The sequence below is a fragment of the Anoxybacillus sp. UARK-01 genome, assembly GCF_002075365.1.
Classification (GTDB): Bacteria; Bacillota; Bacilli; order Bacillales; family Anoxybacillaceae; genus Anoxybacteroides; species Anoxybacteroides rupiense.
Window position 1 is genome coordinate 23,211 of the sequence record NZ_NASY01000030.1, and the last position, 23,179, is coordinate 46,389.

Genomic DNA, 23,179 nt, shown 5'->3' on the forward strand with positions numbered 1-23,179 from the left:
TGAAACGCAATAGAAAAGGAAAGCAAACACAACCATTTCATTTATTCATGAAAAAAGAGAGGAAAGCCCTCTCTTAGTGTCTCTGTACTAATTTCACCATCATATTAGCAATCGCATGCTGTTCTTGCTCATCAGCTACGCTCCATAAATCGGAAAGAAGGCGCTCTTCAGGATTTTTCGGATCGATTTGCTTCGCTAAATAATCGCCAATCTGATAAGCAACATCCGAAATCACTTCTTGACCAAGTCCTTGATGCTTTGCTTGCTCAAGGCGTTCGCCTAAGAAATCTTTCCATTGTTCGAAGTTATCGAGTACAGACATGTTTGTTTCCTCCTCCTATTCAGTTTCACCAATAGTTTATCTATTTGACGTAAAAATATACTTACGTGTTAGCAATACCATCCTCCATTTACACTAATCACTTGCCCTGTAATATAGGAGGCGTCTTCCGAGAGTAAAAAAGAAACGGTTTTCGCTACTTCACTTGGCATTCCAATTCTTCCAAGCGGAATTTCCTCTTCTAATTCCTTTATCTCTGTTTCGCTAAATGGCTCAAGCATGTCTGTACGAATCGCCCCTGGAGCAACAGCATTTACGCGAATGCCGCTTGGCGCCAATTCTTTTGCCAGCGCTTTAACAAACGCGTTCTGTCCCCCTTTAACCATTGAATAAACCACTTCACACGAAGCACCTGTCAATCCCCATATGGATGAAATGATAATAATATTTCCATGTTTTTTCTTAATCATCGGCGAAAGCAATTTTTTCGTTAATAGAACAGGGCTTGTCACATGAAGCTGTACCATTCTTTGTACAAGCTCATCACTCATATCCGTTATTAGCCCGTAGTAGCTGATACCGCAATTATGGATCATAACATCGAGCGGGCGGTCAATTTGAGCAAGTAGCGTCTGCACGCCATCCTGCCGAGAAAGATCTGCTTGCACCGCAGCAGTATAAACGTTAGACAACTGCTGTTGCAGGGCTTGAACGTTTTCATAATGTCGGTGATAATGCAAAAAAAGCCCGTACCCTTTAGCAGCTAATTCTTGAGCAATACTCGCGCCAATGCCACCGCTTGCTCCCGTAATAAGTGCATATTTCATCAAGATCCCCCTAAAAAAGCATCCTTTTGTGCAAAAGGATGCTTTTTTGCTTTATTCTTTCGGAACAACCTGGCAAACCGCCAACTGCTTCTGATGAAAGCATTCGTTAGCGACTTTCATTATATCATGAATCGTCAATGATTCCAGTACCGGCACGACTTCAAATAGACTCATCTCATGAAAGGCATATCGCGTAAATTGGTTGGCGATATATTCTGGAGAGTTCAAAGAGCGTAGAAACGCGCCGATCTTTTTCTTTTTCACCCGTTCTAAATCCTCTTGCGGTAACGGCGAGTCCTGAAATGTTAAAATCACCTGCTTAATTTCCGTAGCTAATTTCTCAGGATCATTTGTATCACCGCCAATAACGGCAAAACCGAACTGTTCTTCCTCCGTATAGTCGTAAGCAAACGTTTCATCAATTAACCCTTGCTGGTATAATCGCTCATAATGCTGTGAGCTTTTTCCAAATAAATAATCAAGCAGGACATTCATCGCTAGCTCATGTTTTAATTTTTCCTTCCCTTTTTGCTTGACGGCTTTTGCCTTAATGCCGACCAAGCATTTACTCGTTTGAACATGCATTGGAAGCACATGCTTTTCCTTGGCCACTTCCTCTGGTTCTTGATAGTGAAATCGTTGAATTTCAGATGCTTTTGGAAATGATTTTTTTGCTTGATTGCGGCGAATTTGCTCCATCATCGCTTTCTCATCGACTGGTCCGGCAATAAACAGCAGCATGTTGCTTGGATGATAAAATGTTTCATAGCACTCATATAACAAGTCTTTTGTGATATCAGCGATTGATTCCACTGTTCCAGCAATATCGATTTTGACCGGATGCTGCTGATACATGCTTTCAATCAATCCAAAATAGACACGCCAATCTGGATTATCGTCATACATGCGAATTTCTTGGCCGATAATTCCTTTTTCTTTTTCGACCGTTTGCTCAGAAAAATAAGGAGTTTGAACGAAATCCATCAGCGTTTCTAAATTTTTCTCAACATTTGCCGTGCTTGAAAATAAATAAGCGGTTCTGGTAAACGATGTAAACGCATTGGCTGAAGCCCCTTGTTTACTGAATTGCTGAAACACATCGCCGTCTTCCTTCTCAAACAGCTTATGCTCAAGAAAGTGGGCGATCCCATCCGGCACGCGCTTCATCTCTGTTGTGCCAAGCGGGACGAATTGATTATCCACTGATCCATATTTAGTCGTAAATGTTGCGTATGTTTTATTGAAGGATTTTTTTGGTAAAATGTATACATCTAAGCCATTGGGCATTTTTTCATAATAAAGCTGCTCCTGTAGCTGTTCATACACAATCTTTTCCATTACTTTTCCCCCTCCATTCCGGTAAGGAAGTAAATCGTATCAAGCTCAATCTGATTAGCAACACGAACGATATCTTCGCGCTGTACCTTTTCGGTTCCAGAAAGCCACTCGTCAATAGGCCGTTTTCGTTCTGAAACCACGTTATGGTAGAGCACTTCTACCATCCCTCTTGGCGTATCAAGCGTCTCAAGCAGCTGGTTGCGAATGACCGCCTTTGTTTGCTCGATTTCGTTGTCGCTAAATTCCCCTTGCTTCATCGCGTTCATTTGCTCATGAATGATTTGCATCGCTTTTTCGTAATTGGCTGGCTCAATTCCTGACATCACCATCAAAAGCCCTTTATGACTCTCCAACCGAGAAGCAGCATAATAAGCAAGGCTCGCTTTTTCGCGAACATTAATAAAGAGCTTGGAGTGCGAAAATCCCCCGAATATGCCGTTGAATACCTGTAAGGCATAATAGTCATCATCGTCATACGTAATCTGGGTCCGATAGCCGATGTTCAGTTTTCCTTGCTTGATATCCTGCTTTTCTACAACTTCATGGACATTTTCCACTTTTTTCGGCTCGACATGCGGTTTCTCGGCTGTTCTCGGAAGCTGTCCAGGAAGCTGAAGATGCTGTTGAACCGCTTCAAGCGCACTGGTTTCCTCAATGTCCCCGATAATGTATAGGTCCACCTCATCTTCTTGTAACGCCTTTTTGTAATAAGTAAATAATGTGTCTGGCGTAATGGCCTCCACATCTTCGAGTTGGCCATGAGACGGCAACGCATACGGTTCATTTTTGCACATTTCCTCCACTAGCCGCAAATTGGCATAGCGCATTTTATCATCATATGCAGATTGAATCCGCTGCTTTAACGCCCGTTTCTCTTGTTCAACAATCTGCGAAACAAAGCGCCCGTTTTCTAACGCTGGGTGCAGGATAATTTCACTTAAAAGTTGAATCGCCTTATTCAAGAGAGGAGAGGCGTCTTTTAAAAATTTTTCATTCGCCACATCGAGCCGGATCGTGATAATATGAAATTCTCCTTTTTTTGTCAAATCGACATTGAGCATGGCTCCATATAGCTCATCTAAATAAGTTCTAAGCGTTTTCATGCTTGGATGCGTCTTTGTGCCGCTTTGCAGCACATATGGCAAAAGAGCGCGCAATGTTACCGTTTCTTTAGATAAAGGGGCTTTCATCTTCCAAACGAGCGTACTTGTTTTATATTTATCCGTTTGAACGAAATGCGTGCGGAAGCCTTGAGTAGTGATCGTATTTTCACGGATCAAAAAAACTCCTCCTCTTCATTTGTATTTTTTGCGAATCATTCTAGCTTATTTTTCCTTATCACCAATATACATTTTTGCCAAAATAAAATGCAAATAACAAACAAAAAAAGGGGCTGTCCAATAAGTCCAAAAATAAAAATGCTGAACGAGGAAATGGAAAAATTTCCGTTCAGCATTTTTGTTTGTGAACTCGATCGAATCCATCGAGTTCTTCTAAATAGGATTATCGCTTCCCTTTTACATACGGTGTGCCGAGCGCTTTTGGAGCATCGGCGCGGCCGATAAATCCCGTTAAAGCTAAAATAGTTAATACATATGGGGCAATGAGCAAATAAACCGTTGGCACGTTCTTTAAGAACGGGATGGTTTGTCCCACAATACTTAAGCTTTGGGCCAAGCCGAAAAACAACGCAGCCCCCATCGCACCAAGCGGATGCCACTTACCAAAAATCATCGCGGCAAGCGCCATAAAACCGTGTCCAGAAATGGTGGCATGGCTAAAATCACGGGAAATAATTGTCGCATAGACGGCACCGCCAAGTCCGCCGAGCGCACCGCTGATCATGACGGCAATATAACGCATTTTCGCGACGTTGATTCCCATTGTATCTGCTGCCATTGGATGTTCGCCGACAGAGCGAAGGCGAAGGCCAAACGGTGTTTTAAATAAAATATACCATACAACAAAAGCGAGGACGATTGCGATATAGGACGGAATATATCCGTTTGAGAAAAATAACGGGCCAATAATCGGAATATGGCTTAACACGGGAATATCAATTTTATCAAATCCCACTTGAATTTGGTCGGTTTGACCTTTCCCGTATATTTTTTTTACTAAAAACAGAGATAAGCCCACTGCCAAAAAGTTAATCGCCACACCGCTCACGACTTGGTCTGCACGAAACGTAATGGATGCGACAGCGTGAAGCAACGAGAAGATGGCACCCACAATCATCGCTACAATAAGCGCCAGCCAAGGAGTAAGCTCGCCGAACGAATCGGCAAAGGTCAAGTTGAAGACAATCCCCGTAAATGCTCCAATTACCATCAAGCCTTCCAATCCGATATTAACAACACCGGAACGTTCGCTGAATACACCGCCAAGCGCAGTGAAAATAAGTGGAGCGGCAAAGAAAAGCGCCGAAGGAATAATAATTTGTAACATTTCGTAAACGCCCACTTATTTTCCCTCCTTTTTAAAACGAGATAATAATAGACGAATAAGATAGCTAGATGCTACGAAGAAAATAATTAACGCGATGACAATATCGACAAGCTCTGTAGGTACATCCGCACTTGACGGCATTTCGAGCGCTCCTACCTTCAGTGCCCCAAATAAAAGCGCAGATAAAATAATTCCGAACGCGTTATTGCTTCCAATTAATGCAACCGCGATCCCATCGAAACCGATGCCGGTAAAGCCTGCTTTTACAGAGATATTTCCGAACGTGCCGAGCCCTTCCATCGCTCCAGCAACTCCGGCAAACGCACCGGAAATGACCATTGATAAAATAATGTTGCGCGGAACATTCATTCCTGCGTATTGAGAAGCATGCTGGTTAAAGCCGACAGCACGCAATTCATATCCTTTTGCTGTTTTTTCAAGCAAAAACCACATGATAATTGCACCGATTAAGGAAATAATAATTCCATAGTGCAACGTTGAATAATCAGTAATGGATTGAAGAAATTCTGATTGCAATGATGCCGATGGATGAACGGTCTCTGATTTAAATCCTTTATCAGAAAGCACAGAACGAATAATGGCATTCGTTACATGCAAAGCGATATAGTTCATCATAATCGTGATAATGACTTCATGCACTTTAAAACGTGCCTTTAAAAACCCGGGGATGAACGCCCATAGCGCTCCCGCCGCTGCCGCTGCCAAAATTGCCAGCGGTAAATGAATCACTTTTGGCAAATCGAGCGAAACCCCTACCCATACTGAAGCAAGCCAGCCAACAATCAGTTGTCCCTCTACTCCAATATTAAAAAGTCCTGTGCGGAAAGCAAAGGCTACCGCTAAACCTGCAAGGATATAAGGGGTGGTTTGACGAATCGTTTCCCCAATATAATAGCTGTCGCCAAACGATCCATATAAAAGGGCTGAATATCCCGCAATAGGATTATACCCGCTTACAAGCATGACAATGGATCCGGCGATCACTCCAAGCAATACAGCAAATACTGGAATAAGAAATTTCGTTAGACGACTTGAATTCATGAAGAAACACCTGCTTCCTTCTGTTTACTACCTGCCATTAGCAAACCGAGCTCTTGCTCTGTCGTTTCCTTCGGATCGACAATGGCAACGATTTTTCCTTCGTAAATCACAGCAATGCGATCACTGACATTCATGACTTCATCTAATTCAAAAGAAACAAGCAGCACCGCTTTCCCTTGATCCCGTTGCTCAATCAAGCGTTTATGAATAAACTCAATCGCTCCGACATCCAGTCCGCGTGTTGGTTGTGCAGCAATCAACAGCTCCGGATTGCGATCCACTTCGCGGCCGATGATAGCCTTTTGCTGGTTACCGCCAGATAAAGCGCGAGCTGGCGTATATTCGTCTGGTGTACGCACATCGAACTCGGCAATCAATTGGCGTGCTTTGTCATAAATCGCCTTAAAGTTTAAGACACCATTCTTGGAATACGGCTTTTTGTAATAGGTTTGCAATACCATATTTTCGCCAATCGGAAAATCAAGAACGAGCCCATGCTTATGCCGGTCTTGTGGAATATGTCCTACCCCAGCTTCTGTAATTTTACGCGGGGAAAGATTGAAGATATCTTGTCCATTTAAAAGAATGGATCCGGATTCCGCTTTCAGAAGACCTGTAATGGCTTCGATGAGCTCGGTTTGTCCATTGCCATCCACTCCGGCAATGCCGACAATTTCCCCCGCACGAACAGTTAAATTCAAATGGTCAACGACGGTGACTCCCCGAGCATCTTTTACGACTAGATCCTTGATTTCTAGCACTTCTTTGCTAGGCTGTGCCGGTTTTTTATCGGTTTTAAACTGCACTTCACGGCCTACCATCAGCGCGGCGAGTTCATTTGGATTCGTATCGGCAACATTGAGTGTATCAATGCCTTTTCCGCGGCGAATGACCGTCACGCGATCGCATACTTCCATAATTTCTTTTAATTTGTGCGTGATTAAAATAATCGATTTTCCTTCGCGGACGAGTGCTTTCATAATTTGAATGAGCTCTTGAATTTCCTGCGGTGTTAAAACAGCAGTCGGTTCGTCAAAAATAAGAATTTCCGCACCGCGATATAACGTTTTTAAAATTTCTACGCGCTGCTGCATTCCGACAGAAATATCAGCGATTTTCGCCGTTGGATCAACCGCTAATCCATAACGCTCCGACAGCTCGCGCACTTGCTGCTCCGCATGCTTGATATCAATTTTTCCACCCTTTGTCGGTTCGCTTCCTAGAATAATATTTTCTGTTACCGTAAATGTATCGACAAGCATAAAATGCTGATGCACCATTCCGATGCCAAGATCGTTAGCGACATTTGGATTCGCGATTTTAACAGATTGCCCCTTTACTCGGATTTCTCCGCCGTCTGGCTGATACAGCCCAAACAGCACGTTCATCAGCGTCGATTTTCCAGCGCCGTTCTCTCCAAGCAAAGCATGGATTTCGCCTTTTTTTAATTGGAGAGTAATATTGTCGTTAGCGACGAAGTTTCCAAATACCTTTCGGATATTTAACATTTCAATTACGTATTCCAAACAAATTCACTCCTCTTAAATGAGCATGTTAAAATCATTAAATAAAAAGCTACAAATTTGTGTTTGTAACTTTTTATTTAATGATTTTGGGCGAATAAAAAGGCTAGTAAGCACTAGCCTTTTTATTCAATTTAACCCCTTATTTTAAGCTTGCTTCAAATTTTTTGTATTCGTCGCGAGTAGACGGCACTTTAACTTCGCCATTAATGATTTTTTGCTTCCATTCATCAACGGCCTTTAACACTTCCGGCTTGATGTTATCTTGAGTTGGCGCGATTCCTACCCCATTTTCAGGCAAACCATACTCAAGCGTTTTGCCGCCTGGGAATTGGCCTTCTTTCGCTTTTTTCGCTACATCGTATACCGCAACATCAACGCGCTTAACCATCGATGTCAATGTCACATTGTACGTTTTTCCGCCTACTGTGACTTCACCTTCTGGAGCCTGGTCTTTGTCAACCCCGATGACCCAAAGCTCACGGTTTGGATCTTTTGTTTTTAAGTCTTTTGCTTCAGAGAAGACACCATTACCTGTTGCGCCTGCTGCGTGGTAAATGACGTCAATGCCAGAAGCATACATGCTAGATGCGATCGCTTTTCCTTTATCCGCTTGGTCAAATGCTCCAGCGTATTGCACTTCTACCTTCGCATTTGGGTTTACAGACTTGACGCCTGCAAGGAATCCGCTTTCAAACTTCTCAATTAATGGGATTTCCATACCACCAACAAAACCGATTTTATTGGTTTTTGTTGTCAATCCAGCGACAACTCCTACAAGGAACGATCCTTCATGCTCTTTGAAGGTAATGCTCGCTACATTTGGCTTGTCCACTGTGCTGTCTACGATCGCAAAATGATTTTTTGGCTTTTGCTCAGCGATTTTCGTAATCGCATCTGTCATTAAATAACCAATTCCATAGATTAAATCGTAGTCGCTTCTAACAAGCTTGTTTAAATTTGTGGCATAGTCGGTATCGTTTTGCGATTGCAAATAATCGTAACCATCCTTGCCTTTTTTCATGCCATTTTCTTCACCAAATTTTTGCAATCCTTCCCAAGCAGATTGGTTAAACGATTTGTCGTCAATTCCGCCGACATCCGTTACCATTGCTACTGTAAAGCTGTCTTTCTTTTCTCCTGCGTTCTCATCGTTTCCACAGCCGCTAAGCAGCGTGCCGGCCGCAAGGACAAGAGAAAGAGCAAGACCCATGCGTTTTTTCTTCATCACTTTTACCCCCTAGTAAAAATAGTAACTAAAACCCCTTTATATTATCCAATAGATGTCGATGTTCTATGTATGAAATGTCACCCCCTTAAAAATGAACCCGTTTTCGCAGCACATGAAAGCTGAATTTATCAGATTTGAAATAGTTAATGGAATACAAAATGGGTTCATCGTTTTTATCAAAATGCATTTGCTTTAAAACAAGCAAAGCTGTTTCCGGATCGCATTGCAACGTTGGCGACACCTTTTCATGATAACCGACCGGTTCAATATGCGCTACCGCATAGGCAATATCATGATTCGTTTGACTTTGTAAATTTTCAAACAATGATTCGTGTTCGTAAGAAATTCCCTTCGGCAAGTATTTACAAGGAATTTTGTCAACACAGTACACGACTGGCTCACCGTCAGCTGTCCGTACCCGTTCCACAAGCAAAATTTCTTCAGAAGGCGAACATTGAAACCGACGTACATCTTCCTCTGTCGGACTTTGAACAGAAGAGGAAAGAAAAATCGTGCCCGGTTTTCGGCCGGCTTGTTTAATCATATCCGTTACACTGCTTAGCTGTTCAATGCCGGAGGTGAACATCGGCTTTGCATTCACAAATGTGCCGACTCCGTGTCTGCGGATAATGACGTTTTCTTCCTCTAAAATTCGAAGCGCTTCACGCAATGTAGCTCGGCTAACTCCGAGCTGCTTCGACAGCTCAAACTCTGATGGGAGCTTTTGCTTTTCCTTGTAAACGCCTGTTTCAATATCTTGTTTGATACGATCAATGACTTGCAAATATAGATGGCGATTATCAGATTTAATCGACATTCGAAAAGCCTCCACTCAATAGTTTGCAGATATCAGACCTCTGACGTAAGACAAATTAACCTAATCGACATTACTATAACACTTTTTCGCTCATAAATAAATAGGGAATAAAAATTTTGTCGAAAAAAGCAAATGTCATTAACGTAAGCGTTTTCAATATGACATGATAATTCAAGCAAATCATTTAAGATTTGCTTGAATTATCCATTATGCTACGATGTTTTCGCGTTTTCTTTTGCCACGAGAACAGCGCGCGGCTTACTTCCTTCGTAAGGGCCGACAACTCCTCTTGCTTCCATCGCATCAATCAATCTGGCAGCACGGTTGTATCCGATGCGGAAGCGGCGCTGCAGCATGGAAACAGAAGCGCTTTGCATTTCCACAACAAGCTGGACCGCTTCCTCGTAAAGCTCGTCGTCAAAATCGGCTTCTTCCTCTACCGTGTCATCCGGAATCATTTCCTCTTGATATTGCGCTTTTTGCTGTGAAACGACAAACTGCACAATCGCCTCGACTTCTTCATCTGATACAAAAGCGCCTTGTACGCGAATCGGCTTAGCGGCTCCCATTGGCAAAAACAGCATGTCACCTCGGCCTAGCAGCTTCTCCGCTCCTCCCATATCTAAAATCGTGCGCGAATCCGTTTGCGAAGAAACACTAAAGGCAATTCGCGATGGGATGTTCGCCTTAATGACTCCTGTAATGACATCTACAGAAGGACGCTGGGTAGCGATAATTAAATGGATGCCAGCCGCTCGTGCCATTTGCGCAAGCCGTGTAATCGAGTCTTCCACATCGGATGAAGCGACCATCATTAAATCGGCGAGCTCATCAACAATCACCACGATATATGGAAGCAGCGGTTGCTTGGCACTCGATTGTTGATTATACCGCTGAATATACTCGTTATATCCCTCAATATTTCTCATTCCCGTATGCGAAAACAGCTCGTATCGTCGCTCCATTTCGCTCACCACTTTTTTTAATGCTTGTGACGCTTTTTTCGGATCTGTCACAACGGGAGCTAATAAATGCGGGATGCCGTTATATACACTAAGCTCCACCATTTTCGGATCAATCATCATCATTTTGACTTCATGCGGCTTAGCACGCATCAACAGACTGGTAATCATTCCGTTAATACAGACGCTTTTTCCGCTTCCTGTTGCCCCAGCGACTAACAGATGAGGCATTTTGTTAAGCTCTGCCACGATGGCTTCCCCTGAGATATCTCTTCCCAAGCCAATGACAAGCTTAGCATCGGGCTTGTAATTCTCGGTGGCTTCCAATACTTCCCGCAATGAAACAGTGGCTATTTCTTCATTGGGCACCTCGATGCCGATCGCTGATTTTCCGGGAATCGGCGCTTCAATGCGAATGTCCTTTGCAGCGAGGGCAAGAGCCAAGTCGTCGCTTAAGTTGACAATTTTGCTCACTTTCACACCGACATCAGGATATACTTCATACTTTGTAACAGCGGGACCAAGATGAACCTGCGTGACTTTCGCTTTGACTCCAAAGCTCTGAAAAGTCTTTTCAAGCTTCCGAGCATTTGCATAAATATTGTCATGATCTTTTGCTTGATTTGCCGGCTTCGGAAGCCGAAGAAGCTCAAGCGGCGGCAATTGATAATCGACATTTTCCATTTCCGTAAACGACATAGGAGGATTCTGTCCTTCCTCGTCATCCTCTTCTTGCTCAATCGGATCTGCAGTCTGTTCATTTGCTCTTACTGCACTAAAATCAGAAATAATGGGGGGCAATGATATTTCCTCTTCCTCATCAGCCGCTTGTTCCCTCTCTTCTTCCTTTGTTTGATATGTATCTGAACTGGCCGTATCCGATCTCCGTCTCGTTTTTGTTCTTTTTTTCCAGCTGCCTTTGATATCGATGATAAACTCGTTCCATTGCTCGCGCACAAAGGAAACGATCCAAGCAATGACTTTTCCGACCGTTTCATTCAGCGATTTTCCGCTAATTAAAAGCGCACCAGCCACGAAAAGAATCAGGCATATCCATTTTGTGCCGAGCTCATCAAACAATTGGTAGCTTGCAGCGAACAAAAGCGCACCTACCATCCCGCCCCCTAAATCTGGATAGGAGGATGCTCCCTTCATTTCCTGCCAAAAAAGCTCCCATGTCGTGCGGATAATGCTAGGATCTTGAAACTTTCCTTGCCGAGACAATAAATGAAACAACGTTTGATGGCTTAGCAATAAAAGAGCAGCAGCCATCGTATAAACGCCGAGCAGCCAGCGGTTAACAAGCGGAGGCCACATACGTTTCCAAATGACATAGATAGAAGCTAAAAGCAAGCCGAGCAATAGGAGGATATGCCACTCACCAAGAAAAAAGCGGGCAAACGATACAAGCGTCTGACCTACTAATCCAAGCCGCGCCATTCCAATAACGGATAGAGCAAGCATAAGCAATCCTGTCAGTTCAAAACGAAAAATTGTTTTCCATGTTTGGTTTTTTGCTTGTTTTTTTGTTTGTTTTTTTTGCTGACGCTTACGTTTTGCCATATTTACTCACTCCGATACAAAACTGGAAATGTCGAAAAAAGCAGCCAAGACTGGCTGCTTTTTTCGCTTGTATTTATTATATCATGCTTAGATCTAGAATTCATTAAGTTTCGAACGACGAAGGAAATCTCGCGCCAGGTGCATATTTTTGCTGCAAAAAATCAGCAGGATTTGTGCTTAAATTGCGGACAATCTGCCATTCCTTTGTTTCTGTTTCCTCCACAAGAAATGGAATGCCGTCATAATAAATCACTTTTTGCTTCGTGTACTCGCTGCTGTCTGTTTGAAAAATGAGATGCTCCGGCATCATCGTATATAAGATCATTGCAGCATCGTCCCCTCTGATTTTTTCGCATCAATCATTTCGCGCAGCTTTTTCATTGCTTGAGCTACGCCGCCTACCTCATCAATTAATCCATATTGTACGGCGTCCGGTCCCACCACATTTGTACCGATGTCACGTGTTAAGTTTCCTTTGGAAAACATAAGCTCTTTAAATTTTTCTTCGGTAATTTTTGAATGCTTTGTCACAAAACGAACCACTCGTTCCTGCATTTTATCTAAGTATTCAAATGTTTGTGGTACACCAATGACAAGCCCTGTTAAGCGAATCGGATGAATCGTCATTGTTGCCGTCTCGGTGATGAATGAATAATGACACGAAACAGCGATCGGCACCCCGATGGAGTGTCCTCCTCCTAAAACAATCGAAACAGTCGGCTTAGACAGTGATGCAAGCATTTCAGCAATGGCTAACCCCGCTTCTACATCGCCACCAACCGTATTCAACACCACAAGCAAGCCTTCGATATTTGGATTTTGCTCAATGGCTACAATTTGTGGTATGACATGCTCATATTTTGTTGCTTTATTTTGCGGAGGAAGCTGGATATGCCCCTCAATCTGCCCAACAATCGTTAAACAATGTATATTGGTATCCTGAGTCATTTGCGGTACATTCGTTTGGCCAAGCTGTTGAATATTTTCCGCAACCTGTTCATTTTTTTCACGATTTGGATCGGATTCTGACTCAAATGCTATGTATCGCTCCTTCTCCATCAACATGCTCCTTTCTTATCATCATACCATTAGTATGTTCTATCTATTAAATAAAAATGCCGATGGAAGGATTCTCCTCCCATCGGCAGCAACATTCGACTTTGAGCATGATTGCATTAAATTTCCATAATAATGGGTAAAATCATTGGCTTGCGTTTTGTTTTTTCGAATAAATATTGGCTGAGCGCCTCGCGCATGCCCATTTTTAATGAAGACCACTCAATCACATAATCTTGCAGGCATTTATTTACAATATTCGTTACCATTTTCGTCGCTTCATCCAGCAGCGTTTCTGATTCCCTCACATATACGAAGCCGCGAGAGATAATTTCAGGTCCAGCCACAATTTTTTTCGCTTCTTTGCTTAATGTTACGACGACAATTAAAATGCCGTCTTGGGAAAGAAGACGGCGATCGCGCAAGACAATGTTGCCAACATCCCCAATTCCTAAGCCGTCGATTAAGATGTTTCCGCACGGAACTTTGCCGCCAAAGCGCGCTTGACCATTACGGAATTCAACGACCTCACCTTTATCAATTAAGAATGTTCGTTCTTCGGAAATACCGACAGCTTTAGCTAGATTAGCGTGAGCTTTCTGCATGCGATATTCTCCGTGAACAGGAATAAAATAGCTTGGTTTCATTAAATTGAGCATCAGTTTGAGCTCTTCCTGGCACCCATGGCCGGATACATGTACATTTTTATAGACCACATGCGCTCCTGCACGATATAAGGCATCCATTGTCTTTAAGTGCAGCAGCTCATGCCCCGGCATTGGCGAAGCAGCAACAATAACCGTATCTCCTTCCTTGATGCTTACATGCTTATGTGTTTGCTTCGCCATTCGCACAAGAGCACCCATGTGCTCTCCTCGCCCGCCTGTCGTCAAAATGACAAGCTCACGATCTTCGTATTGTTGGAGATCATGAATAGAAATGATCGTTTTTTCTGGAAGCTGCAGGTAGCCTAAGCGGACTGCCACATCCATCACTTTATGTATGTTCTTTCCAACAATCGCTACCTTTCTTCCGTGTTTTTTAGCCGCGTTCAGCACCTGCTGTATTCTTGTAATGTTGGACACATAGCAGGCAGCAATCACTCTTCCCCTTGCATTATAAACAACATCTGATATCGCTTCAGCAACACTCATATCAGATCCGGTATATCCCGGCTTTTCCGCATTCGTGCTGTCCGATAAAAGACACAAAACTCCTTTCTCGCCTATTTGCGCCATTTTCCCTAAATCGGCGTGGTTGGCCCCATACGGAGTTTGATCAAATTTGAAATCTCCGGTATATACGATCGCTCCTTGCGACGTATGGAAGCTAATTCCAACAGAATCTGGAATGCTATGAATCGTCCGAAAGAATGTGACGATCGTTTTGTCAAAAGCAATTTCGGAATCAGAACGAATTTCGATTAATGGAGCGCTAGCGCTTATTCCTTGCTCTTTTAGCTTCTCCTCAACTAATCCAAGCGTCAATTTCGTTCCATATACAGGAGCTGTAATTTTTTTCAACACGTAGGCAATAGCGCCAATGTGCTCTTCATGACCATGTGTTAAAAAGATCCCCTTAATCTGTTCTTTTCGCTCAACAAGATAGGAAATATCGGGAATGACCTTGTCAATCCCAAGCATTTCATCCTCTGGAAACATTAAGCCTGCATCAACCATAAAAATATCTTCATCCAATTCGATAATATACATATTTTTCCCGATTTCTCCTACTCCTCCAAGGGAAAATATGCGTATCTTTTCTACTTTTGTCCTCAATGGCACGTCCTCCTAATGTCAAACTAACCCGCTCAAAGTCACTTGACATTATTATAACTGATGGCAGATTTTAAATACAAGCTAATTTGTTCGTCACCATTCATGGGAATAAAAACGGCCAATCCGCCCATACAGCGAATTGGCCACTTTACTCTGAATACATCTTCCCCACCTACACTCTATTTAAAGACGGGAAGTTTCTTAAGCAGATATAGTGAACTACCCGCCACCTGCGCTTCGCTTAGAGGAGGGGGCTTTAAGCGACTTGTGCGTGTTCGCTGAACGGTAATCCACACACAAGAACCCTTTACGCTTCCCTTCGTTCCGAAGGGGTCCGTTCGAACAATAGAGTATCCTATCCAGTGGCGATTGCCAACCGAAATTCATCTCCCCCTACTCACTGGGCTGTCGCCTTCACGTTCCTTGAGGATGGGAGACTTCTTTTGGAAAGCTGTTAAATATTCTGGAGCAAGCCCATCAGTTCGTTCCGCTCTTGCTCTGTTAATGGAACAAGCGGCAGGCGGACAGAGCCGACATCCAGACCTTTCAGCTGCAGCGCTGTTTTAACTGGAACAGGGCTTGGCGCCGCGAATAGCCCTTTCATAATTGGAAGCAACGTTTGATGCAGTTTGGCTGCCTTGCTATGGTCACCAGCTTCGAATGCCGAAATCATTTGCTGCATCTCATGACCAATAACATGAGAGGCAACAGACACGACACCAGCACCTCCAATGGCCATCACCGGAAGCGTCAGTCCATCATCACCGCTATACAGCAAAAACTCTTCCTTTGTACGTGCCATAACCTCAGCCATCGCATCAAGGTTGCCACTTGCATCCTTAAGAGCCACAACATTTGGAATCTCTGCTAACCGAACAAGCGTATCAACCGAAATATTAACAACGGAACGACCTGGAATGTTATATACCATGATAGGCAGGCTCGTGCTTTCCGCGATCGCTTTAAAATGCTGGTAAAGTCCCTCTTGATTCGGCTTATTATAATATGGAGCCACAATCATAATGGCGTCGACACCAACCGCTTCAGCTTTTCTTGTCAGCTCAATGGATGCGCGCGTATTATTGCTTCCCGTTCCTGCAATGACGGGAACACGGCCATTAACCACAGAAACAACATGGCGGAACAGGGCGACTTTCTCCTCAGTTGTCAGCGTCGGAGATTCTCCCGTCGTCCCTGCCACAACAAGAGAATCGGTGCCATTTTCAAGCAAGTATTGAATCAACTGAGTCGTTTTATCAAAGTCAATGTTTCCTTTGCGATCAAATGGTGTCACCATCGCCGTGACAACTTTTCCAAATGAAACCAATATTTTCACTCCTCATCATCATATTTCATCGGTTCGGCTTCCGAAAGATGAAAAGCGTCATGAAGCGCATTAACGGCTTTCTTTAAATCTTCTTCCTTAACCAACACCCAAATCGTTGTATGGCTGTCAGCCGATTGCAAAATTTGAATTCCTTTTTCAGAAAGGGCGGTCACAATCTTCGCTGTAACCCCAGGCACCCCAGCGATTCCTGCACCAACGGTCGACACCTTTGCGCACCCTCTTGTTACAGAAGGTTCATAGCCAATCTTCCGCAATGCTGAAATCGCGCGATCGGTCATGTCACCAGCTACTGTGTATACCACGCCATTCGGTGATATATTAATAAAATCGACGCTAATTCCTTCGTTTGCCATTGCACTAAACACATCAGACTGGAGCTCGTAATGCCCTTCTTTTGCTTGCACCTTGATTTGTGTCACGTTCGCAACATGAGCGATTCCCGTTACAAGACGCTCTCTAACATCGCTTCCTTTATTCGGCTTTACGCTGGATGTAACAAGCGTTCCTAAAGAATCTGAATAGGTTGAGCGCACCCGCAGCGGAACTTTCGCCTGCATGGCAATCTCCACGGCGCGAGGGTGAATGACTTTCGCCCCTTGATAGGCCATATTGCAAATTTCTGTATATGTGACAATATCAAGCGGACGAGCGTTTTCCACGATGCGTGGATCAGCTGTCATCACTCCTTCGACATCGGTAAAAATATCAACCCATTCAGCATTAAGGGCCGCTCCTAAGGCCGCAGCTGATGTATCGCTGCCGCCGCGGCCAAGCGTTGTTATGTCGCCGTCTTTGGTAGCTCCTTGAAAGCCGGCAACAACGGCGACATCATATTCTTCTAAAGCCTTCAACAGGCGGTCGCAACGCATTTCAATAATTTTGGCATTTGTATAATCATGATTTGTACAAAACCCTGCCTGAGCCCCTGTAAAAGCAGTGGCTTTGATGTCGTGCTTGTTAAGCAGGTTGGTAAAGACGACGCTAGAAATGATCTCTCCGCAAGCCATCAGCAAATCCTGCTCGCGCTTATTGACATGTGTATGGCTGCCATCGATTAAGCTTAGCAGCGTATCGGTTGCATATGGCTCTCCTTTTCGCCCCATCGCCGACACGACAACCACTACCTTGTATCCTTCGTCAAGGGCTCTTGCAATATGCTTGCGCGCCCAGTCACGCCCATGTTCATCGCGAACCGATGTGCCACCAAACTTTTGTACAATAATTTTCATGCTAACACCTCGATGCTTCTCCGCTCTTTATTTAACAAGTCCTAGCTTTAAGAGGCTTTCTGCAATTTGGACGGAATTCCACGCCGCACCCTTTAATAAATTATCAGATACGATCCATAAATGGAAGCCATGATCGCGGTCTAAGTCTTTGCGAATGCGTCCGACAAATACTTCGCTTTTGCCTTCGCAATCCGCCGGCATCGGATACAACTGCTCGCTTGGATCATCCTGCAAAACGATACCCGGAGCCTCTTTAAGCACATGCTTGATCTCTTCAGCGCTGACGGCGTCTTTTTCCACTTCGATATAAACAGACTCAGAGTGTCCTGTTATCACTGGAATACGCACGCATGTTGCAGCTACCTCCAGTTCAGGCATATGCATGATTTTTTTCGTTTCATTTATCATTTTTATTTCCTCAAACGTAAAGCCGTTGTCTTGAAATTTATCAATCTGCGGAATCGCGTTAAATGCCATTTGATAATGCTTGCGATCTGATTTTACAGGCAGAATTTCCGGTGTAAATGAGGCCCCCTCAAGAATCGCTTTCGCCTGTGACTTTAATTCCGTGATCGCTTGTGCTCCTGCACCAGAAACAGCTTGATAGGTAGAGACGATGACTTTTTTAAGCCCAAACGCTTGACGGATTGGCTCAAGCGCCACCACCATTTGAATCGTCGAGCAATTTGGATTGGCGATAATGCCATTATGCCATTTTAGATCTTCTTCATTTACTTCCGGCACAACAAGCGGCACATTCTCATCCATGCGGAATGCGCTTGTATTATCGACGACAATAGCACCGCGCTTCACAGCTTCTGGAGCGAGGGCCTTTGACACCGCACCACCAGCGCTGAACAGTGCGATATCAACTGTTTCAAAGCTTTCCGGTTTTGCCGCTTGCACTTCAATTTCCTGACCTTTAAACATGACTTTTTTTCCTGCCGAACGTTCCGATGATAACAGCGTTAATGTACCAATCGGGAAATTTCGTTTTTCTAATGTTTGAATCATTTGTTGGCCCACTGCGCCAGTAGCTCCGACCACTGCTACATGCAAATTTTTTTGTTCCATTCATTCATTCTCCTTCCAACTAGTCAATAAGCTGCATCCATTTCGATAGTTTTTATTTTAACATATTCATCTTTAAAGGAGAGAAACTTTTTATTTATATGCATAAATTTTCTTTTTATTGATTATTTATTAATCTGCATCACGATATTTTTCAATGATCACTGGCTGTAGCTGTTTTCCTTCAAGTGCAGCAACCACTGTATCACGCAACAGCGACATTTTAGCCACCATCGAATTCGGCTTCGTATATGGTGCATCTTGGCCAAATGGAATAAAATAGATGTTTTTGGCTGCCATAAGTCGCATTAAATTGACTCCATTTAATCCTAGGGCATCATTTGTTGAAATCCCCACTACAACCGGACGATGATTCCTCATTGTTGCCTTGGCGGCCATCAACACGGGAGAATCCGTCAATGCATTAGCGAGCTTGCTCATAGAGTTGCCTGTTAACGGGGCAATGACCATACAATCAAGAGGAATTTTGGGGCCGAGTGGCTCCGCTTTAACAATGGTATCAATCACTTTGTTCCCTGTTATTTCTTCTAGCTTTTTTACCCACTCCTCCCCTTCTCCGAATCTTGTATCTGTTGTTTTCACCGTGTAAGTAATAATTGGCAACACTTCTGCCCCTTCTTTTACAAGTTTTTCAATTTCCGGTATGACAGCATCATATGTGCAATGAGAGCCCGTTAAACCAAAGCCGATGCGCTTTCCTTTTACACTCATTTATTTTTTCTCCTTTCGTTTCGTTAAATCATTTAATAATAGCTGTGATAAAACATTTGCCAGAATTTGTCCTGCCGTTTTCGGGGCGACTACACCTGGCAATCCCGGTGCCAATAACGCCTTAATTCCTCGTTTTTCAGCATAACGAAAATCCGTTCCCCCAGGCTTTGAGGCTAAATCGACAATGAGTGTATGGGCGGGCATTTTCGATATGACACTGGCGGTCACAATCATCGTCGGAATCGTGTTAATGCATATATCGATATCCTGCACTGCCTTTTCAATATCTTGCAACTGGAACGGTTCAAACCCCATTTCACTTATTCGTGCAAGATGCTCGCTTCGTCGTGCGCCTACTTTCACTTTCGCTCCTAATGCAGCGAATGTGCGGGCAACGGTCATGCCAACTCTCCCCAATCCTAAAACGGCGACGCGTGAACCGTGAATCGTAAAATCTGTATGCTGAATCACAATCATAATCGTCCCTTCAGCGGTGGGAATGGAATTGTAAATCGCCACATCATCCCGCTCAAACAACTGCACATACTTTCGCTGAGTTGCTTCCATAAGTTCATCTAAGTAGCTATTACTGATTCCGGTATAAACGGTACAATGTTTCGGGGTTTGTAAGAGAAGCTCCTCTGTAATAAAAATCGGTTCATTGGAAAAAATGGTATTGACTTTTCCATCTAAACCTGTGCCATGAACAGGCAAAATGATTGCATCTAAATCAGAAACATCGATTTCATCAATCGACGTTTTCGTAGCACCAGTAAAGCTATGGGCAAGCTGATCAAAGCCAATAAGGGATAATTTTGCATCCAATTCTGTTAATTTGCGAATCACTTCTAGCTGCCTCGCATCTCCGCCAATGACAGCTACGTGCATCCCTGTCAGCATCATGCATTTTCACCTTCTTTATAAAAACTCATATTGATTGACAATGCCTCTTTCACATCTTATGTAAAAGATAAAAATAGGTGAATAGAGCAAATAATAAAGGAGCATGGCGAGAATTCGCCCTGCTCCTTTTCGTCATTTTCCATTTAACAGCGTAATCCAGTGTAGCTTATAATCAATTCCATTGGTTGTGTCAACAATTCCTCGCAAATGAGCAGGTAAAGAGTCCGCGATGACGGCCAGTGCACGATCCTGATGTAACATGACTAATACAAGTTACGGACTTGTTTTCAGCCGTCAAAAAGGGCCCTTGCTCTTGAGGCTAGTGGATTTCTATCATTGGCAAATAAATCTTATGCCTAAATCATGAATCATTTATATATAGTGGTGTTTCTTCTCATTGATTGAACTATTTTCGTTTTTTATTGATGCCGATTTTTTATCCGAACCTCTATAAATCGTCATGCACATCATGATTCATCGGGAAAATCAATGATAATCATGTCTGTGCCAATTTTTCTAATATAGTTCCAAGGAACCCGAATCTCATTGCCTTCTTTTCGAAATCCAAACCACTTTCCTGTTGGAATTAATAACGCTTGAATGTGCCCTGTTTGCTCATTAATTTCAAGATCTGTCTGCCCAAGCACCCCTAATCGTTCCGCCCTTCTGACATCAACAATTTCCTTTCCGCTTAGCTCGCTTAGCCTCATTGCCTATGCACTCCTTTTTCATGCCTTTTTATCATTGTAAGTTGTCATTCATAAAAAAATGCCTGCAATTGATTTTTGCAGGCATTTTTATTAGCTTTGCAGCGCCGCTGGCAGTTGTCCACTTGGGCTGATTAACGCCACTGCATAATCTTCGCTGAAAATTTTCTGTGCCATCTCATTAACATCATCTGCGCTGACTTGATTAATCTCCTCAATAATTTCATCAAGCGAGCGATGGCGGCCAAGGAGAAGTTCGTTTTTACCATTGCGGCTCATTCGGCTGTTTGTGCTTTCCAAGCTAAGCATTAAGCTTCCTTTCATTTGCTCTTTGCTATTTTGCAACTCCTTTGCCGTAATTCCATCTTCTTTCAGCTTCCGAACCGTCTCTTGAATCGTTTCAAAAAGAACATCTAATTGGCTGCTTCCCGTTCCGCCATAAATCGCTAAAAGCCCGCCGTCTTCGTAGGAAGAGTGGTAGGAGAAAACAGAATAGGCCAAGCCGCGCTGTTCACGCACTTCTTGGAAGAGGCGGCTGCTCATGCTCCCCCCTAAAATATTATTAAGAATAATTAAGCTATAAATATCAGAATGGCCAATTGGCAAGCCATTAAACCCGATGCATAAGTGAGCCTGCTCCGTCTCCTTTTGGCGAGCTAATTTCTGCGGATGGAACGTCGGCACAAGTGGACGTTCAGTGCGCTGCTTCGCTGTAAACGTACCGAAATATGCTTCGATTTCTTGGATAAAGCTCTCTTTCACATTTCCTGCTACAGAAATAACGATTCTGTCAGGAGTATAGTAATCGGCCATGTACTTGCGCAAAGAATCGCCTGTAAATGTGCGCAAGGCTTGTTCCGTTCCTAAAATCGGATAGCCAAGCGGATGAGAAGCATAGCATGCTTTGCTTAATAAATCATGTACTATATCATCTGGCGTGTCTTCATACATTTTAATTTCCTCAAGCACGACATTCCGCTCTTTTTGCAGCTCTTCGTCGACAAAAGTGGAATGGAAAAACATATCAGCAAGCATATCAAGGGCAAACTGAGCATGCTCATCTAAGACCTTTGCGTAATAGCACGTATACTCTTTTGAAGTAAATGCGTTGACCTGTCCCCCAATGCTGTCAAACGCTTCAGCAATTTCCCGCGCTGTGTGCGTTTTGGTCCCTTTAAAAAACATATGTTCTAAAAAATGGGAAATCCCATTGCTTTGTTCACATTCATTGCGAGAGCCCGTTCCAATCCATATGCCAATCGCAACTGAACGCACTGTTGGAATTTGTTCTAGTACAATACGTACCCCATTTTGGCATGTGTACTTGTTAATCAAATCAGCGTTCCTCCTATTTTTGTACAATTCTTTTTTCATCTAGCAGCATTGATACGTTACCAATTTCATATTTTTGTTTAATGGCTTTAATGAGCGGTTCTAAGGCCTCTGCTGTTGATAATGTTGGATGCATTAAAATGATGGCGCCAGGATGAAGTTTAGATGTTACCCGTTCCACTATAACAGATGGCGATGGTTTTTGCCAATCAATTGTATCAACACTCCACATAATGGTTCCCATCTTTAAATCGTGGGCAATTTTTACGACATCATCTCGATAACTTCCGCTTGGAGGAGCAAACCATTTGCATTTTACCCCTGTCGTTGCTTCTATAACCTCGTTTGTTTTTTTCAGCTCTCGGCGAATCGCCTCATTGCTCATAGTTTTTAAATCAGGATGGCTATACGAATGATTGCCGATCTCCTGACCCGCATCTGCAATCATTTTTGCCATATCCGGATAATTTTTTACCCAACGCCCTTCAAGAAAAAAGGTCGCCTGAACGTTATATTTTTTCAAAACCTCCAGCATTTTAGGGATATATTCATTTCCCCATGCGACATTCACCAAGAAGGTAACCATCGGTTTTTCTGGATGGCCGCGATAAATAGCTTCAGGCGGTAAATCCTTTAAGTGTACCTTCGGAGAAATTTGTTCGTATACAAGCTTGCGTTTGTCGAAAGTACCATCCTTTTTCATGTTCTGATAAGAAGCTTCCACATTCACTTTTAACCCATTATACCCAGGAATCGCCTTCCAGACTCGATCAATTACAGCATCTTGCGGAGGGATTTCATACCGCTTTGCCTTCGTTTGAATTTCCATATAAAGCTTATCCCGCATTTTTGCTACTTCTGTGCTACCTGCTTTTAACGAATTCATATATTGATTGACAGACGGCTGGCTGGCAATGCCCCACGCAAATAAAAAAGCAGCTATCAGCCAAACTACGTAGCGCTTATAAATCG

21 protein-coding genes are annotated in these 23,179 nt (G+C 43.3%); all 21 read right to left on the reverse strand.

Annotated elements, in window-relative coordinates:
• Positions 1–73 precede the first annotated feature (73 nt).
• Positions 74–322, reverse strand: coding sequence for a DUF3243 domain-containing protein (locus tag B6A27_RS04070; protein WP_044746074.1), 249 nt, complete (start codon positions 320–322; stop codon positions 74–76).
• A gap of 68 nt (positions 323–390) precedes the next feature.
• Positions 391–1,107, reverse strand: coding sequence for an elongation factor P 5-aminopentanone reductase (gene ymfI / locus B6A27_RS04075; RefSeq protein WP_066147318.1), 717 nt, complete (start codon positions 1,105–1,107; stop codon positions 391–393).
• A 51-nt stretch (positions 1,108–1,158) separates the two neighbouring features.
• Positions 1,159–2,445, reverse strand: coding sequence for an EF-P 5-aminopentanol modification-associated protein YfmH (gene yfmH, locus B6A27_RS04080; RefSeq protein WP_080860380.1), 1,287 nt, complete (start codon positions 2,443–2,445; stop codon positions 1,159–1,161).
• Complete coding sequence (gene yfmF / locus B6A27_RS04085; RefSeq protein ID WP_236631787.1) at positions 2,445–3,725, reverse strand: EF-P 5-aminopentanol modification-associated protein YfmF; 1,281 nt, start codon at positions 3,723–3,725, stop codon at positions 2,445–2,447. The genes yfmH and yfmF overlap by 1 nt, the downstream gene beginning before the upstream one ends.
• A 223-nt stretch (positions 3,726–3,948) precedes the next feature.
• Positions 3,949–4,908 (reverse strand): ABC transporter permease, encoded by a 960-nt coding sequence (locus B6A27_RS04090; RefSeq protein ID WP_044746078.1) that lies wholly within the window; start codon positions 4,906–4,908, stop codon positions 3,949–3,951.
• Positions 4,909–5,955 (reverse strand): ABC transporter permease, encoded by a 1,047-nt coding sequence (locus tag B6A27_RS04095; protein WP_044746079.1) that lies wholly within the window; start codon positions 5,953–5,955, stop codon positions 4,909–4,911. It lies immediately after the preceding gene.
• On the reverse strand, positions 5,952–7,481 hold the full coding sequence (locus B6A27_RS04100) for an ABC transporter ATP-binding protein (RefSeq protein ID WP_044746080.1): 1,530 nt from the start codon (positions 7,479–7,481) through the stop codon (positions 5,952–5,954). The genes B6A27_RS04095 and B6A27_RS04100 overlap by 4 nt, the downstream gene beginning before the upstream one ends.
• 139 nt (positions 7,482–7,620) lie before the next feature.
• Positions 7,621–8,706, reverse strand: coding sequence for a BMP family lipoprotein (locus B6A27_RS04105; RefSeq protein ID WP_080860382.1), 1,086 nt, complete (start codon positions 8,704–8,706; stop codon positions 7,621–7,623).
• A gap of 88 nt (positions 8,707–8,794) precedes the next feature.
• Positions 8,795–9,526: a GntR family transcriptional regulator gene (locus B6A27_RS04110; protein ID WP_044746082.1), complete on the reverse strand. Its 732-nt coding sequence runs from the start codon at positions 9,524–9,526 to the stop codon at positions 8,795–8,797.
• Positions 9,527–9,738: 212 nt separating this feature from the next.
• Positions 9,739–12,051: a DNA translocase FtsK gene (locus B6A27_RS04115; protein ID WP_080860384.1), complete on the reverse strand. Its 2,313-nt coding sequence runs from the start codon at positions 12,049–12,051 to the stop codon at positions 9,739–9,741.
• A gap of 103 nt (positions 12,052–12,154) precedes the next feature.
• Positions 12,155–12,376, reverse strand: coding sequence for a YlzJ-like family protein (locus B6A27_RS04120; RefSeq protein WP_080860386.1), 222 nt, complete (start codon positions 12,374–12,376; stop codon positions 12,155–12,157).
• Entirely contained in the window at positions 12,373–13,110 is a 738-nt protein-coding gene (locus B6A27_RS04125) for a ClpP family protease (RefSeq protein ID WP_066147306.1), read from the reverse strand. Before B6A27_RS04125 ends, B6A27_RS04120 begins: the two co-directional genes overlap by 4 nt.
• A gap of 116 nt (positions 13,111–13,226) precedes the next feature.
• Positions 13,227–14,885 (reverse strand): ribonuclease J, encoded by a 1,659-nt coding sequence (locus B6A27_RS04130; RefSeq protein ID WP_080860389.1) that lies wholly within the window; start codon positions 14,883–14,885, stop codon positions 13,227–13,229.
• Positions 14,886–15,339: 454 nt separating this feature from the next.
• A complete protein-coding gene (gene dapA / locus B6A27_RS04135; protein ID WP_080860391.1) occupies positions 15,340–16,212 on the reverse strand; it encodes a 4-hydroxy-tetrahydrodipicolinate synthase in 873 nt (290 codons plus the stop codon).
• Positions 16,213–16,217: 5 nt separating this feature from the next.
• The gene (gene dapG / locus B6A27_RS04140) at positions 16,218–17,462 is read right to left on the reverse strand and encodes an aspartate kinase (RefSeq protein ID WP_080860393.1); all 1,245 of its coding nucleotides are present in this window, start codon (positions 17,460–17,462) and stop codon (positions 16,218–16,220) included.
• A 27-nt stretch (positions 17,463–17,489) separates the two neighbouring features.
• Positions 17,490–18,536 (reverse strand): aspartate-semialdehyde dehydrogenase, encoded by a 1,047-nt coding sequence (gene asd, locus B6A27_RS04145; protein ID WP_044746089.1) that lies wholly within the window; start codon positions 18,534–18,536, stop codon positions 17,490–17,492.
• 129 nt (positions 18,537–18,665) lie between these two features.
• Positions 18,666–19,265, reverse strand: a complete 600-nt coding sequence (locus tag B6A27_RS04150) for a dipicolinate synthase subunit B (RefSeq protein ID WP_044746090.1) — start codon at positions 19,263–19,265, stop codon at positions 18,666–18,668.
• Positions 19,266–20,168 (reverse strand): dipicolinic acid synthetase subunit A, encoded by a 903-nt coding sequence (gene dpaA, locus B6A27_RS04155; RefSeq protein WP_044746091.1) that lies wholly within the window; start codon positions 20,166–20,168, stop codon positions 19,266–19,268. It abuts the gene before it with no gap.
• Positions 20,169–20,635: 467 nt separating this feature from the next.
• Positions 20,636–20,878: a YlmC/YmxH family sporulation protein gene (locus tag B6A27_RS04160; RefSeq protein ID WP_044746092.1), complete on the reverse strand. Its 243-nt coding sequence runs from the start codon at positions 20,876–20,878 to the stop codon at positions 20,636–20,638.
• A gap of 90 nt (positions 20,879–20,968) precedes the next feature.
• A complete protein-coding gene (locus tag B6A27_RS04165) occupies positions 20,969–22,210 on the reverse strand; it encodes a M16 family metallopeptidase (RefSeq protein WP_066147294.1) in 1,242 nt (413 codons plus the stop codon).
• Positions 22,211–22,223: 13 nt separating this feature from the next.
• Positions 22,224–23,093 carry a polysaccharide deacetylase family protein gene (locus B6A27_RS04170; protein WP_139788064.1) on the reverse strand — a complete coding sequence of 290 codons (870 nt, stop codon included), beginning with the start codon at positions 23,091–23,093 and terminating at the stop codon, positions 22,224–22,226.
• Positions 23,094–23,179 lie beyond the last annotated feature (86 nt).

Excerpts from the sequence above, each read along its gene's own strand:
- B6A27_RS04170 (WP_139788064.1), bottom strand. The coding sequence starts at position 23,093 with ATGAATTCGTTAAAAGCAGGTAGCACAGAAGTAGCAAAAATGCGGGAT.
- B6A27_RS04120 (WP_080860386.1), bottom strand. The coding sequence starts at position 12,376 with ATGATCTTATATACGATGATGCCGGAGCATCTCATTTTTCAAACAGAC.
- ymfI (WP_066147318.1), bottom strand. The coding sequence starts at position 1,107 with ATGAAATATGCACTTATTACGGGAGCAAGCGGTGGCATTGGCGCGAGT.
- B6A27_RS04125 (WP_066147306.1), bottom strand. The coding sequence starts at position 13,110 with ATGGAGAAGGAGCGATACATAGCATTTGAGTCAGAATCCGATCCAAAT.
- B6A27_RS04160 (WP_044746092.1), bottom strand. The coding sequence starts at position 20,878 with ATGAGGCTAAGCGAGCTAAGCGGAAAGGAAATTGTTGATGTCAGAAGG.
- yfmH (WP_080860380.1), bottom strand. The coding sequence starts at position 2,445 with ATGGAAAAGATTGTGTATGAACAGCTACAGGAGCAGCTTTATTATGAA.
- asd (WP_044746089.1), bottom strand. The coding sequence starts at position 18,536 with ATGGAACAAAAAAATTTGCATGTAGCAGTGGTCGGAGCTACTGGCGCA.
- B6A27_RS04115 (WP_080860384.1), bottom strand. The coding sequence starts at position 12,051 with ATGGCAAAACGTAAGCGTCAGCAAAAAAAACAAACAAAAAAACAAGCA.
- B6A27_RS04150 (WP_044746090.1), bottom strand. The coding sequence starts at position 19,265 with ATGAGTGTAAAAGGAAAGCGCATCGGCTTTGGTTTAACGGGCTCTCAT.
- B6A27_RS04070 (WP_044746074.1), bottom strand. The coding sequence starts at position 322 with ATGTCTGTACTCGATAACTTCGAACAATGGAAAGATTTCTTAGGCGAA.
- B6A27_RS04105 (WP_080860382.1), bottom strand. The coding sequence starts at position 8,706 with ATGAAGAAAAAACGCATGGGTCTTGCTCTTTCTCTTGTCCTTGCGGCC.
- B6A27_RS04095 (WP_044746079.1), bottom strand. The coding sequence starts at position 5,955 with ATGAATTCAAGTCGTCTAACGAAATTTCTTATTCCAGTATTTGCTGTA.
- B6A27_RS04110 (WP_044746082.1), bottom strand. The coding sequence starts at position 9,526 with ATGTCGATTAAATCTGATAATCGCCATCTATATTTGCAAGTCATTGAT.
- dpaA (WP_044746091.1), bottom strand. The coding sequence starts at position 20,168 with ATGATGCTGACAGGGATGCACGTAGCTGTCATTGGCGGAGATGCGAGG.
- dapG (WP_080860393.1), bottom strand. The coding sequence starts at position 17,462 with ATGAAAATTATTGTACAAAAGTTTGGTGGCACATCGGTTCGCGATGAA.